The sequence below is a fragment of the Lysinibacillus sp. NPDC047702 genome (genome assembly GCF_050272555.1).
Classification (GTDB): Bacteria; Bacillota; Bacilli; order Bacillales_A; family Planococcaceae; genus Lysinibacillus.
This window is the reverse complement of record NZ_JBNNMG010000082.1, coordinates 1-13500: the sequence shown is the minus strand read 5'-3', so window position 1 is coordinate 13500 and position 13500 is coordinate 1. Positions and strand designations below refer to the sequence as shown.

Annotated in this window: 18 protein-coding genes and 2 pseudogenes; 7 read left to right on the top strand and 13 right to left on the bottom strand. The window is 33.3% G+C overall.

Features of this window, described 5'->3' with window-relative positions:
• Positions 1 to 495 precede the first annotated feature (495 nt).
• Positions 496 to 897, bottom strand: a complete 402-nt coding sequence (locus tag ACQKIM_RS24910; RefSeq protein ID WP_427549110.1) for a hypothetical protein — start codon at positions 895 to 897, stop codon at positions 496 to 498.
• Positions 898 to 1086: 189 nt separating this feature from the next.
• On the opposite strand from ACQKIM_RS24910, the gene ACQKIM_RS24905 reads away from it, so the two are divergent.
• Both ACQKIM_RS24905 and ACQKIM_RS24900 read left to right on the top strand, forming a co-directional pair.
• Positions 1087 to 2091, top strand: a complete 1005-nt coding sequence (locus ACQKIM_RS24905) for an alpha/beta hydrolase (RefSeq protein WP_427549108.1) — start codon at positions 1087 to 1089, stop codon at positions 2089 to 2091.
• A gap of 621 nt (positions 2092 to 2712) precedes the next feature.
• Positions 2713 to 3363, top strand: coding sequence for a FusB/FusC family EF-G-binding protein (locus ACQKIM_RS24900; RefSeq protein ID WP_427549106.1), 651 nt, complete (start codon positions 2713 to 2715; stop codon positions 3361 to 3363).
• Between the two features lie 49 nt (positions 3364 to 3412).
• Here ACQKIM_RS24900 and ACQKIM_RS24895 read toward each other — a convergent pair whose 3' ends face one another.
• The 4 genes from ACQKIM_RS24895 to ACQKIM_RS24880 form a co-directional block, all read right to left on the bottom strand.
• Positions 3413 to 4687 carry an oligosaccharide repeat unit polymerase gene (locus ACQKIM_RS24895; protein WP_427549104.1) on the bottom strand — a complete coding sequence of 425 codons (1275 nt, stop codon included), beginning with the start codon at positions 4685 to 4687 and terminating at the stop codon, positions 3413 to 3415.
• Positions 4688 to 5231: 544 nt separating this feature from the next.
• Positions 5232 to 5468 carry a hypothetical protein gene (locus tag ACQKIM_RS24890; protein WP_427549103.1) on the bottom strand — a complete coding sequence of 79 codons (237 nt, stop codon included), beginning with the start codon at positions 5466 to 5468 and terminating at the stop codon, positions 5232 to 5234.
• A 131-nt stretch (positions 5469 to 5599) separates the two neighbouring features.
• Positions 5600 to 5761 (bottom strand): hypothetical protein, encoded by a 162-nt coding sequence (locus tag ACQKIM_RS24885; RefSeq protein ID WP_427549101.1) that lies wholly within the window; start codon positions 5759 to 5761, stop codon positions 5600 to 5602.
• A 391-nt stretch (positions 5762 to 6152) separates the two neighbouring features.
• The gene (locus ACQKIM_RS24880) at positions 6153 to 6926 is read right to left on the bottom strand and encodes a CsxC family protein (protein ID WP_427549099.1); all 774 of its coding nucleotides are present in this window, start codon (positions 6924 to 6926) and stop codon (positions 6153 to 6155) included.
• A 276-nt stretch (positions 6927 to 7202) separates the two neighbouring features.
• Between ACQKIM_RS24880 and ACQKIM_RS24875 the strand changes: the two genes are divergently transcribed.
• The 4 genes and pseudogenes from ACQKIM_RS24875 (at position 7203) to ACQKIM_RS24860 (ending at position 8080) form a co-directional block, all read left to right on the top strand.
• Complete coding sequence (locus ACQKIM_RS24875) at positions 7203 to 7313, top strand: YjcZ family sporulation protein (protein ID WP_427549123.1); 111 nt, start codon at positions 7203 to 7205, stop codon at positions 7311 to 7313.
• 235 nt (positions 7314 to 7548) lie between these two features.
• Complete coding sequence (locus ACQKIM_RS24870) at positions 7549 to 7653, top strand: YjcZ family sporulation protein (protein WP_427549097.1); 105 nt, start codon at positions 7549 to 7551, stop codon at positions 7651 to 7653.
• A gap of 142 nt (positions 7654 to 7795) precedes the next feature.
• Positions 7796 to 7855: pseudogene (locus ACQKIM_RS24865) on the top strand (YjcZ family sporulation protein); the annotation flags it as partial.
• A gap of 30 nt (positions 7856 to 7885) precedes the next feature.
• The gene (locus ACQKIM_RS24860; RefSeq protein WP_427549095.1) at positions 7886 to 8080 is read left to right on the top strand and encodes a hypothetical protein; all 195 of its coding nucleotides are present in this window, start codon (positions 7886 to 7888) and stop codon (positions 8078 to 8080) included.
• Between the two features lie 196 nt (positions 8081 to 8276).
• Here ACQKIM_RS24860 and ACQKIM_RS24855 read toward each other — a convergent pair whose 3' ends face one another.
• The 6 genes and pseudogenes from ACQKIM_RS24855 to ACQKIM_RS24830 all read right to left on the bottom strand — a co-directional run bounded on the left by ACQKIM_RS24855 (position 8277) and on the right by ACQKIM_RS24830 (position 12253).
• Complete coding sequence (locus ACQKIM_RS24855) at positions 8277 to 8621, bottom strand: aegerolysin family protein (protein WP_427549093.1); 345 nt, start codon at positions 8619 to 8621, stop codon at positions 8277 to 8279.
• 653 nt (positions 8622 to 9274) lie between these two features.
• A complete protein-coding gene (locus ACQKIM_RS24850) occupies positions 9275 to 9610 on the bottom strand; it encodes a DeoR family transcriptional regulator (RefSeq protein ID WP_427549091.1) in 336 nt (111 codons plus the stop codon).
• Positions 9611 to 9984: 374 nt separating this feature from the next.
• Complete coding sequence (locus ACQKIM_RS24845; protein WP_427549089.1) at positions 9985 to 10176, bottom strand: hypothetical protein; 192 nt, start codon at positions 10174 to 10176, stop codon at positions 9985 to 9987.
• 237 nt (positions 10177 to 10413) lie between these two features.
• A complete protein-coding gene (locus ACQKIM_RS24840) occupies positions 10414 to 10605 on the bottom strand; it encodes a hypothetical protein (protein WP_427549087.1) in 192 nt (63 codons plus the stop codon).
• A 280-nt stretch (positions 10606 to 10885) separates the two neighbouring features.
• On the bottom strand, positions 10886 to 11743 hold the full coding sequence (locus ACQKIM_RS24835) for an aminoglycoside phosphotransferase family protein (RefSeq protein WP_427549085.1): 858 nt from the start codon (positions 11741 to 11743) through the stop codon (positions 10886 to 10888).
• A 171-nt stretch (positions 11744 to 11914) separates the two neighbouring features.
• Positions 11915 to 12253 (bottom strand): annotated as a pseudogene (locus tag ACQKIM_RS24830) (winged helix-turn-helix transcriptional regulator).
• Positions 12254 to 12358: 105 nt separating this feature from the next.
• Here ACQKIM_RS24830 and ACQKIM_RS24825 point away from each other — a divergent pair.
• On the top strand, positions 12359 to 12742 hold the full coding sequence (locus ACQKIM_RS24825) for a RidA family protein (protein ID WP_427549084.1): 384 nt from the start codon (positions 12359 to 12361) through the stop codon (positions 12740 to 12742).
• Positions 12743 to 12881: 139 nt separating this feature from the next.
• Here the strand turns inward: ACQKIM_RS24825 and ACQKIM_RS24820 are convergent, their stop codons facing one another.
• Both ACQKIM_RS24820 and ACQKIM_RS24815 read right to left on the bottom strand, forming a co-directional pair.
• Positions 12882 to 13055 carry a hypothetical protein gene (locus ACQKIM_RS24820; RefSeq protein ID WP_427549083.1) on the bottom strand — a complete coding sequence of 58 codons (174 nt, stop codon included), beginning with the start codon at positions 13053 to 13055 and terminating at the stop codon, positions 12882 to 12884.
• Positions 13056 to 13326: 271 nt separating this feature from the next.
• Positions 13327 to 13452, bottom strand: a complete 126-nt coding sequence (locus ACQKIM_RS24815) for a hypothetical protein (RefSeq protein WP_427549081.1) — start codon at positions 13450 to 13452, stop codon at positions 13327 to 13329.
• Between the last annotated feature and the right edge of the window lie 48 nt (positions 13453 to 13500).

Here is a 13500-nt window from a genome sequence, read left to right as displayed (position 1 = left end):
AGGCATTGGCATTCCACCTGGCATTGGCATTCCACCTGGCATTGGCATTCCACCTGGCATTGGCATTCCACCTGGCATTGGCATTCCACCTGGCATTGGCATTCCACCTGGCATCATTGGAAATCACCTCCATTAGGTTCTTGAGCAAAAGAAGGTTTAATGTATAAAGTCCAATTCGAGTAATTAACAAAACTCATTGTATCATTCTCCTTTATTCTTTATTATGTGAATAAGATCAAATTGTTTTAATCTACAATCAGTTTCATTATATTAGTCATAATATGTAAAGCACGGGCTTTAATCTCGTATAGGTAAAACCCTCCATAATTTATTCAACCAATTTAATTTGATACATGACTACAACAATGTGCCAATCAATTTTTCTACTAACAATCATATCCTCACCTTTTTATAAGATCGGCTTAGGAGCCATCATTTTGCACTCGTATAGTTAGTATCTCCTATATTCTTTTCCTTTGAAGTAATGATTATGAATCATGAGCGAGTAATTTTTATTAAAGAGTTCTCTGGAGTAAGATAGGCACCATTATCAACAGAAAACTCTGACTGATGTCTATCAATTTCAGAGTATTGAACGACCTTCTCTTTATTGATAAATACAATTAAATAAATATCATCACTTGTATCTATTCTACTATCACTTATAAATTTCAAACCTACCGTCTTGTTAATGCTTTCCCTTGGAGTATACGGCGAAAAAAGATATGCTTTTTCCCAATCAAATTTTGTTATTTCATTCAAATCTATAACTGTAGCATTATTATTATTTATGATTGTATTAAAAGACCCTTGTAACTCTGTATTTAACAAATCTTTATTAGTGCTGCATCCACCTAATACAACTATAAATAACATAATTAACATTATCTTCTTCAATGACATCCCCTCCTTTTAATGTAAGGACACAAAAAATTATCTATCCTCCCTTTTTAGCTACATAAAAATACTTTGTTGACGATATAACTCCAATAAACTAGTACCAAATATGGACAATAAATTATTTGATAATTCTTTTGGAGATTCAGGGGTATCCTTTTCGACCAAATAAAAAGGAGTATAAAAACTATGAAAAAATTTTTAAAAATATTCAAATGGATGGTTATTATAATGACAGTAAGCATATTATTGTTTATTACCTTTAACCATTTTAATCCAGCCCCATTTCTAAAAATTACAGGAAGTTATCTAGGTGCTGAATACAGTTATGATGAGCGTGTTGAACAAACAAAAGAGTTATTAAGTGATAATACAAAAGTATATAGAAATGTACCCTATGCAAGTAATTATCCTAATAATTATTTAGATATTTTTGTACCTGAAGGAGATACAACAACTACAAAACCAGTACTTTTTAATATACATGGTGGCGGATATGCATGGGGGGATAAAGTAGATAATGAAGAATTTGTTCAACACTTTGTTGATGAGGGTTACATTGTAGTCTCAATGAATTATGCTTTATCTCCTGATTATTTATATCCTGTTCCAATTATTCAAGCAACAGAAGCTCTAGGGTATGTTGCTGAAAATGCAGAACAATATGGTATCGATAATAATAACTTTGTGATTTCTGGTGAATCGGCTGGTGGTCAATTAGCAGGTCAATTATCTATTATTCAAACTAATAATGAATATGCAGAAAAATATGGATTTAAAGTAACAAAGGATATAACAATAAAAGGAGTTATTTTAAATTGTGCTTTAATAGATATAAAACGTGTCGATAATACAGGTTTTGCATTTACAAACTGGCTTTTCAACGGGATGATTAGAGCTTATTTTGATTCAAATGAGTTTCAAAGTCTATCCGAGGTAACTGAAGCAAATGTTATTGAAAATGTAAATGTGGATTTTCCAAGTACTTATTTAACTGAGGGAACATTTGCAACCTTCACTGATCAAGCATTAGATTTCGAAGAAAAGTTATCATCTTTAGGAATAGATGTTACATTATATATTACTCCTGAAGAATCGAATCTAGCACATAGTTATAATGGTGATTTTTCAACAGAGGAAGCACAATACAATATAGCTCAAGAGCTAGACTTTATGAAGAAAGTTACTCAGTAATAAAATAAATTCAGTAAGAACAATTACATACATTATAAGAATCCTCTTTAACCATCCTTAGAAAAAGAGATAGTTACAAAGAAAAATGAATGGTGCCAGCTAATGATTCTGAAATGGATTTACTATGTTCTAACAATTTTTCCATCCCGCATTACCCAAATCATTAACAAGAGCCTGGTCAAAGTTTGTTAAAATAAATTAGTTGAAATAAAAAAATTTACACAACTTTAGACATACCTTCGCCTCTTATGTAATAATTAATTAAGGTAATTCAAGACTACACAAGAGTAATTGATTCATGCTCATGTTAGTATATCTATAGGTACTTATGGTCACCTGATTGATGAAGATAAAGCTAAAGATTTAAAGATATTTAACAAGTTAAGTAGATTGGTCACTTTTTGGTCGCTTCTTTGTCTCTCATTTGATTCACCTTACCTCAAAACCTCATATTATACCAATGTTTCCATTAAAGGAGGTATCAAAATGAAAGCATTCTATTGTAATGCATGCTCTAGACCATCCCTATTACAGGTCAAAGAGGTCTAATTAAATAAATGATTTGAATGATCTCTTTAGGCCATCATTTTTTAAAAGCCTAATACACAGGAGTGATTTCATATGAATAATCAAACTATACAGCCGTTTTTAACGGTCGCTAACTACCATTTACTTGAACAACAAATGAATAAAATATTGCAAGCATTGGCTTCAACAAAAGATAAAAATGTCATCCTTGCCGTGCATGGCATTGTCGAAAGCGAAATTACGGCAAAAATAGCGCTAACTGATGCACAAGCGAAGTTAATCGAACAGGTTTTTACTGTTACGGATCGTGCACAGGGGGAAGAGTATTTAGCACAATTATTCCCTTTTGTTATTCCCTTTAAAGCTGTCACAGCAAGTACACTGAAAAACCTATTTAAAAAAGAGAAAAAGTTAAAGCTACCAATGCTTGAAGATATGGATTTTCAGCATATTTGTTATTTAGCTTGGGATGACCCTGGTACTCATCGAAAATACATCGTAATCGAGCAAGGTGAACAACTAAAAGCAATCAAAGGTATATTCTCTAACAAAACCATTCGAGGTATATGTGCCCTTTGCAATCGTCATTCTGATGTGGGGCTATTGACAACCACTGTCAAAGGAAATATCGTCGGAACTTTCACCAATCATAGTAATTATATTTGTGCAGATAGCCAATCTTGTAATCAGCATGTAACGGATATAGAAAAGACACAGGCATTTTTTGAGCGCATCACGCAATAAATAATGAAACGTAAAAAGACTATCACCAGCTGGGATAGTCTTTTTTCCTTTAATAACGAATAGTCTGTTTATCCATTTTGATAATGGATGACGCGATGATAACAAAGCCTAGCATTAAAACTAAGATTAAATCGAGTAATCCTGTATGCATCGAAACTGTGAAGAGCGTAATGATAAATGCATAGGCAACTGAATGGAAACTACGGATACCCTCTTGTTTCACCTTATTATAAACAAGAGAAATTAAGGCACCATACAAGAAGAAACCCAACGCCACTAATAAATAGCCGCCATCTAAAAATAATTGACCAATAAAGGTTGGCGTAGTCGTGCGATTTTCACGTGTGATAATTATTCCCTTCTCTACACTAATCGAATTGACAACCTCTGATACCTTCATTCGAGGTGAAGTTTGCTCACCAGGTAATACTGTACTAAAAATTCCTTTATGGATTTGACCATGTAAATAGCCTTCCTGTTGTGTATATTCAATAATTGTACTTAATACAATCTGACTAGTCACACTTTCCGCATTAATGGCACGTATCCATTGTGGGGTTAAGTTCACCTTTTGTTCAGCCGTTAATAGCTTCTCCCTTGCCTCTTCTTCCAGCAACTCTATATCTGGCTGATCTCGTTTATTGAAAGCTAACGATTGATCCTCCATTATTACACGTAGAAAACTAAACATGGAGAATGCAAAACCAATAACTAACAACGTTGTTAAAAACCACGTTAATTTCACACGTTTCACTACGTAGTGAAAAATAATGATTCCAGTAAACAACATAATAATTAAGGGTGTTCGGTAAGCCATTAATAAAAACAAGAACATAACTACCGCGAAAATAGCACCATATATACATGCTTTTTTGAAGTTCATATGCTTTTCTAATATCATTTTGTACGACAATAGCAATAAAACGCCAAACCATAGTAATTGACTAAAGAAGTTCAGCTTTGGATCTAAATTCCGGCGATTAGACTCATCAGAAATCCCAAATCCACCTTCAAAAGTCATTAATATATAGGCCCCTAAACCAAGTATAGTAAGAAACACAATAAAATGAATCACATATTTGCTTAAAAATGACAGACCAAATGAAGGAATGGTCCATTGTAGTTTGTCAATAACGTAAACACCTATGTAATAGCAAATTACTGCTAAAATAACTGGTGGCCAAATCGATACAGTTATATTAAATTGTTCAAATTTATGCCAATCAAACATACTTGTGAAAAAATAGAGTACTAAAACAAAAGGTAAAAAGAAATACGGTGAAAATGTATCGATTTTATTTAATTTTCCAAAAAATTGTTTCATGCTTTTCACATCCTAGGATGCATTCCCTCCTAATATCAAACTAATTATTACTATATATGTAAAACAAAAATAGTAGAGCTATCAAATCTTTTATTTACATATTTCCCTACTAGCTTTGTATATAAAAACCATTATTTTAAAATTCACACAGTATAGTCTAAGAAAAAGCCATTCACGACCTAGCGTGAATGGCTTTTCATTGTTATGACAACCATTTTGGAGGAGTATTTTTCTCCCAGAGTTCAAACGTATTCGTAATGCTTGCTTTTCTATAAGTAGACTACAAGAATATCAAGCATTCATATTATATCATATTTTCTATTTTTAGTATTATTGTATAATCCAGTATGCCATTTTGGGGGACTTCTGGGGGTACTGAACTATATAACAACATTCATACTTTCTTTTGTAATATTAATACCGAATTTATTCAGTTCATTATAAATCATCTGACTATCTTCTATGCCTTGACGATAACTATATTCAAGGAAAATGGATTCCACTATAAACCAAGCACTTTCTAATTCTTTCAATACTTATGCTTTTAACCAATTGCTATAAAATGCTCATCTGGAGCATTTTCTTTACTAATAGTTCTCCATAAATGAGGATAGAACCATTCAACTCCTCTTTGAGTATCACCACTTGCTAATTTGATGCAACGAAACGTATTGGTTTCTCTGTCAAATGCAACTTCACCATCTAACTCATCATTTTCACGACTATATCTGTATACAATTTGCTTTTCATCATCAATAATTTTTTTTAGTTTCCACCACATGTTTCCACCTCTTATCCATAAATATACATGATTGATAAAGGTGATTTTAATACTATTTTCATGCCTTTACATTTTTTTCACCCCATTCAATGAAAAAACACCCTCATACGAGAGTGCTTTAACTATATTCTTTACACATACAAAGGTTCTCTAATTCCAAACGTATCAATGCCTCTATGAATCATTTGGCTATCTTCTATCCCTTGACGATAAGCATATTCAAGGAAAATTGCTTCAGTTAACCGCAAAGCTGTATCTAATTCATTTAGTAACGCTCTCTGTTCATCTGTCACTAAAGAGCTCCTTAATCATCTCCATTAGTGTTACTACCTTTGTATCAGCAGTTAAATACTCAGAATCATTGATACACTTCAATTAAACGGTCAGTCGACATTGGGGATGCACAATTTCCAAAAGGCTTTATCAAAAACATATTTAAATACAACGTTGAGAGCTAATCGAAATTCAATCTAATATTATTAAAATTAGGCTGTTTTCTCAAAGATTGTTGCTATTAAAACAAAAAGGCAGTTGAAAATCAGATATCAACCAAACTTTCAACTACCAAATTAAATATTAGATTTTTATCAGTACCCATTAAATATTCCAGTGTTGTTTTTTTTCATCACATTTTTTAGTGAACTGCCTGTTTATTTGTTCTGTTCCTCTAAAAACTAAAGACTATTAAGGACTAGTAGGAGGAGTAAGTCCGAAAAGAACAGGTGTTATTACAGTGCTACCAGCGCCAAGGCGGACTTGTTGAACTTGCAGTACTTTTACTGTAAGATCCAGAACAATTTTTTCACGCAATGTGCTGAATGTACCTTCGGGTGCTGCCATAATTGGTGAAAAATCAAGTTCAAAGAAGTTTGCAGCGACTAACTCGCCAAATGGTTGTTCATTGTATTTAACGAGATTTTGGAAGAAAGCCTTATCCAATCGAGCATCCAATTGAGTTCTTTCATTCAGGAAGTTCGCTTCGGCAAACTCGGAAATTCCTAAGATTGGAGTAGTGCCTCCAGGTGTTTGTGGGAAAAAAAGTTCTGTAAAACCAGAAAACGGAACGTCTGCAATTCTATCTTGTAGTGCTCCACTACAAGCCCCTGAAGCATATTCTATATTTTTGCGAATATGCCCTGCTACAAACAATTTAGCTCTTGTTACCCTAAAAAAGTCTGTGTTAGCAATACGTGCAAATCTAACCGGTACTAATTTAACTTGATTTAGGAAAACATTTTTTTTCACTCTTTTGATTTCAGATGCTGCAGGACTAAGCGTAATATCCGACTCCACAACAATTTGAAGTGTTGGTTCTGCAAGTACAACTGGAATTTTAATAGTTGGAGCTGTAACCGGTGTAGCGGCTAGTGGAGTAACCTCACTAGTTAATGGTACTAGTTCAGTTGATGTTACTGGACAAGGTGGTATTTGATTTTGATTTTCTGATTGACCACTCAAAAAAAATTCCCTCTTTTCATTTTTTTAGTATTAGAGAGTGCTCTCTATTGCCAGAATATGTAGCGATTAAATCTATGTATGGACGTGTATACCTAGTTTTTTCTGATTTTAAAAATGAGATTTTTAAGCTAAGAGATAAGAATGAGCACAAAATGCTAGGTATTCACCATTTTTAGCCCATTATTTTTAACTTATTTCCAAGCGGACTCACTAAACAAAAAAGAGTATCTCAATTTTACACCTGAATATTTTTTATTAGGATGAATATCTCCTTAAATTTCTACACAAGATTATGGTAGTAATTATGGCGGCTCTCGTTCAAACTTTGCGCTAATTGTTGTTCTATTCATTCTTCTAATTATTGTCGGCGCTACTTTCATGTATTAATCTCTAAAACTCTTTTATTCACAATATAGGAATAAAAAACAATCTAAAGTTTATTAGCCAAACACCTCCTTATTATTGGGTCACTTTTACAAGAGTGACCTTTTTTTAATTCTCTTGATATATAACAAAGATATTTATTTTTTTAAATAAATTTATTAAGTAGATATTTATCGCAGTTCATTTTATCAACCACTCATATTATAGATAATAGATTATAGAAAGGAGGGAAATCATAATGTCTGAATATGGCGGTGGTTATGGATCTGGCTCATCATTTGCTCTAATTGTTGTTCTATTCATTCTTTTAATTATTGTCGGCGTTAGTTTCATTAAATATTAAATCCAATACCGCTCCTAGTGCTCATAATTATTAGGGTAAAATATAATTATCCTTTACACCTTCAAATCTTAATTAAGGGTCACTCTCCTCCGTGTGACCCTTTTAATTTTCCCTTACGTGATTTGATCTGTGAGAAGTAACGATAACTTTTTTTGCATTAATTGTTGTATTGTTTGTTCTACTCATTATTGTAGGAACCTAAGTAAAATTCGCTTCTGAAAGGAGGGTTACTATGCATCAACTATGTAGACACCAAGGTCAGGCTGTAGAAGTCAGAGATATTCATGGAAGAGTTCATAGAGGAGTACTAGTAGGAGTTGATCCAGCAAGAGGAATTTCTATGCGGTCAGGCTTTAGAACCTTTTTCATTCCCTTCTTTTTAATTGCAGCTATTTTTCTCATAAGTATTGGACTACGTATCTTCTAAGAAAGAACAAGTGAATATAAAGATATCAAAAAAATAGAAGTAAACGCGCGCGATTCTGGAATAAAATTAATTAAAAAAGGGTTTTAGCTACTCTTTTTTGGTTTTTTCTTCAGATACAGAGGAATTACAAGGTGAATAAACACAAAAAGACCAGCTCAGCTAAAAAAACAGCTTTGCTGGTTTTTTTAATAATCGTTTATTTATTGGAAATTATATAAGTCACTTCGCAAGAATCTCCACTACCACCAATGGCCCTAGCTTGAGTAGTTGGTGACGAACTATGTGCACTGGAATCGTTAGAACCTACATAAGGATTATCAAAATACAGAGCTATTTCACCATCAGGCACTTTATAAAAAATAGTACCTTCAACACCTGTCATAAAACCATCGGAATCTGCTCTGAATTTCTCATCACCGCCTGCAGGAACATTGGTAGGTGTGGATACCCATTCCCCATGTGCGAGATTAGTTTTGCTTTCCAATTGCAACTCATTTTTTGAAATGTTAATAACTTCAATATGAACTTCACGTGCTGACATAATTTATTTCCTCCTTTATTTTACTTTATGGGGATAACCTACCTCAATTATAACCCAACTAATGGAAAAAAAGTAATTTTTTAGTTTTACATTTTCTGTCATTATTCGACTTCTCTAATAAGTTATTCAAAATCAATAAACTCCTAAAAAATGGGCTAAAGAAAAGCATTCTTCCCAATAATTAGAAAAAACCCAGGTTCAAAATTAATTGAGTACCTAGGTTTTATAAAATAAGAGAATCAACATTTATAAAATACCACTTCACTCTATACAACTTCTGAACAAATGTATTATTTACCTCGTCTTTGTTGAATCGTAATATACAAGCCAATTAAGCGATCAGTGGTCACTGTACCATTCTTTATGCGATTCCTGAATAATACCAGCTTTAACCACCTGTGCAATAAAGTTTTCAACTGGTGAACTTGGACTCCACATAAAATACACCTACCGATAAAGTTGAACTTCCTCTACTTTGTATTCTACCGTATACCGTTGAAACGTCAGCCCTTTTTTAGCCATGAAAAATCCCCTCCAGTTCACCGTGAAAGGTCCATTATAACAATGGGCTTTTTCACACTGTCAACCTAAAGGGGATAATATCATTTCTCTGGTTTTAATTATTTTTGAGATTTAAAAGTGAGGAATTATTCTCATTCCCTATATACTGCATAAACGGTAATCGTGAAATCTGAACTTGCGCCCCTAGGATTCCCTATATAAAGGTAACCACTTGAGACTACTTGTGTATACATACCGTCTTGTACATTAGTTAAGACGGTATGGTCACTACCCCGTCTGTCTTCCGCTACATCAAACTCAATGGATTCCTGATTAGGAGTCCCATCCGCTATCTCCCAATACAGGTTCTTCGTACCTGCTGGCAAGTTCAATGTTGAAAAATCTCCACTAGATCGCCAATTTTGACCTGGTTGTGGCTTATTAGATGATATAACTGTTGATACTCTCTCCTTAACTTCCTTAACCATTTTTAAAAACCCCTTTTTGTAATAGTTTTTTAATCTAATCACCATACACAAAAAAACAAAATTACATTAAATCCCTACTTATGATTTTTCTGGTATATCGGTTTAAGTATAACAACCATACCTATACAAAAACATAACATTTACATTTTATAGATAAATTATATATTTTTGTAATCTTATCATGTTATATGTTGATAATTACTCATCATATTGTAAGGAATAAAAAACATTTAACGTGAATATGTAAGAGAGTAGAAAAACATATCGAACAATAATTATATGAATAACTCAAAAAAACCCAGGAACTCATTTATTTCGAGCCTGGGATTTAGTATTTTTATGATTAAATTTAACAGGTACCGTTCTGATTCCGATTACTTTTTATCATTTCTACGCTGTTGAATAGTAATGTACAGACCAATTAAACGATCAGTGGTCATTGTACCATTCTGCAAATCCTTTAAGTGCGATTCCTGAATAATACCATCTTTAACTGCCTGTGCAATAAAGTTTTCTGTTTCAGTTTTCATAGCTGGAGAACCTGGATTCCATGTTGTATTTGTCACTTTGATTTCCTCCTTTGGTTTAATAACGTTATCATTACCAAATGAACGTATATAATTTGTGACATTTGCGATATTTGCATCTGCTGTAAATGTCCACCCTGTACCTTGTAAAGCAAAATTAATGTGATTATTTAAAGTGTGATTACCCTCAAATATGCCATGCCTATATGTTTTTAAATGGTCATAAAAAATACTTAATGCCGTTACCGATTTGCTATAAACATTGTCAGCAAAAACCTACACACGAAAATCGTTACCATCCAAAGTGATGATTGATTCAGACTTTAGTAGTTCGTAACCAGGATTATTTTTACTAGGAAAACAAGAAAACAATACTGTAAAAGTACCGTCTACTATTTGCTCCATTTTAAAGTCTGTGCCGATTTTTATTAAAGGTTCAACCTGTGATCCGTCCGTAACAGTAAGCAAGTAACCACCTTCTTTCTAATACGCCACTCGTTTTTGAGTGACGCAACTGTTCATATGAAATTAAAAAAGGAGTGTTTTGAAAATATACGAGCCTTGCTACATCTAGTATAGTAAGGCTCTTTAAAGTTGATGAATTTCTATACATTTAAAAGGTATTTGTACTTAAAATTCATTAATAAAGTTGTTTGATTCTTATTAAACTAAAGCCCTCTGTTAGTTTAAATAGATTTATTCACAAACATTAAGCTCTACGAATAAATCTAACATTCTTTTATAGGATTTACACATCATTTAGAATTGCATTAATAGTATAACGAGCGTTTTCACTTATTTTTTTATCAAGGCTATTGTAAGTGATTAACGCCTTCCATAATGCCCAACCTTTAGCACGATTCCAGGTACCTTCATCTAAATTCATACTTTTAATAAATACATCTCGACTATCTTTATCAAAAAATGTCCATGCCATAGCTAGATCACAAGAAGGATCTCCTGTACCTAGGATTCCAAAATCAATAACACCTGCCAGATGTCCATTTTGAACCAATAAGTTTCCTGGAGCTATATCTCCATGTACCCATACAAGCTCACTTTCCCATTTGCTTAAGAGGGCTTGCTGCCAAATAAAATGACATTTTTTTACATTAATTTTTCCTTCAAGTTTAATTAAAGCTTCCTTTGTTTCAGAGTCATAGACACTTAAATCTCCACCCCTATAAAAATTATGAGGACCAGCAATTGGTCCATTTGAGGCATTAATTCTTTCGAACTCCAATAAAAAATTCGCTAATTCTTCTGCAAATAAAGATAAATTAACATTATTTTTATTAACTGTATCACCTGATAACCATCTGTTAACAGACCACTCGAAAGGATATTCCGTAGTTGGATGCCCTTTTCCTACAGGTTCAGTAATTGGAAGAGTTAAGTTCTTTGCTAATATGGGTAACCATTTTGCTTCTTTTTGAACTTGCGGTTCATATGCTTTTCCACTAGGCAATCTTACAGTCATTTTTTCACCTAAATGAAATGTACGATTATCATGCCCGCTGTTTTTGACTGGCTCAATTTTCAAATCTTTCCATTGAGGAAATTGTTCTGAAATTAAATTCTCGACTAACTCTACACTTATATTCATAAGTCCTCCAAACTAATTGTATTAGTTACTATTACAAAATTTTTAATAAAGTACATCCTATCATATTTTCTTCAACTATGTGGAAGAAGGATTTTTAAACAACTTTATTATCACTGCACATACTGAACAATATGGAACGATTATTTATCACATCAGTTTTACAGAAGGTACTTAATTACTGGAGTTTTTTTCTCCCCACTCACATAACTGTTCCAAAACAGGTAATAGAGTTTCTGCTTTATCTGTGAGACTGTACTCAACTTTAGGGGGAATTTGGGGATACTCTTTCCGATTAACCATCCCATCTGCTTCCAATTCTTTAAGTTGTGAACTTAATGTTTTAAAGGTAATAGCTCCTATTTTCCTTTTCAAATCATTAAACCGAACTGTTTAGTTTTCTGCAAGAATATAAATAATAAGCATTTTCCATTTACCACCAATCACTGACAATGTATATCCAAAAGGCGTTTCTTGAATATTCCCCTTCTCTTTATAGTCAGCCATCCCCATATTTACACTATCCTTTCTGGTAGTACCTTTCGAAAAAGTGCGTACTATTTTTTTGTTTGCGTTCATTTTATACTGGCATTACTTTGAAGTAAAGGAGAGAAAAAAATGACTAATGTTAAAATCTACAATCATAATCTCTGGGATCATGGTATTTCCCAAGGATACAGTGTCAACGGCACTATCTACATTTCGGGGCAATTTTCCCACAATACGAAGGGTGCATTCGTTGGAGATGGCGATGTCGAAGCACAGACACGACAAACTCTTGAAAATCTAGATCGCGTTCTAAAAGGGTTTGGTGCAACGAAGTCCAACCTCGCTTATCTGGAAATCTATTTAACAAATGCAAAAGAACACACTGAGCCAGTCATCCGACTTTTCAAGGAATACATGGAACAGCATCGGCCAGCGGGTAGCCTAATTGGCGTGAATTATTTGGCATCCCCAGAACAACTGATTGTAATCAGCGCAGTAGCACACACAGACTAAGTAAGCATGGAAAGTTATAAAGGGAAATAAACTGAACCCCGAATAGATTGCACTTTTAGAAAAAATAAACCTATTCGGGGTTTTTGTTTTTTAAAAGACTAATCTCTGATATTTATTCTAACTATTTTATAGTTAAACTTTAAACACCTTCTGTAGCTGTTAAAATGTAATCCTCCACGGCTTGTTTGTAATCCTCGTTAGTCACATCATCAATGACATAAGTTTTATTTGTTTTTGGATTAAGCCCCTGTGCCATAATGCGCTCAACTGCAATACGTCCACTATTTGATTTATCATTATAAAATTCCTCCAACTTCTGAATCTGTTTGTAATAACAATATCTTCTTTCAGTTTTGTATTTTCAATTTCTACTGGTGATAAATCTCTAGGATATTCTTTAATTATTGGATTGCTGGCCTCGTCAATACGCTGTACATAGAATTTTGAATAATCAATGGAGCCAAAAAAAATCCTCTATATCATGCGGAACTACATCACCTGTAGCCTCTCCAGTTTGATAGATAACTGCGCCTGTTACTTTGTTATAAATTACACGATTGTCTAGATTCATTTTGATTCTCCTTTTATCCAGTAATAGTTGTTCTCTGAGATAGTACATATTCAACATAATCACGATAGAAGCGGCGCGCTAATTCTTTGTCTGCTTCGTTTTTCAATGCGCTCATTTCCTCATCGCTTAGAATTAGCAATCGTTCTCAACTCCTCCAGTGTTAAATTACTTAAATCAACGCCTGTGG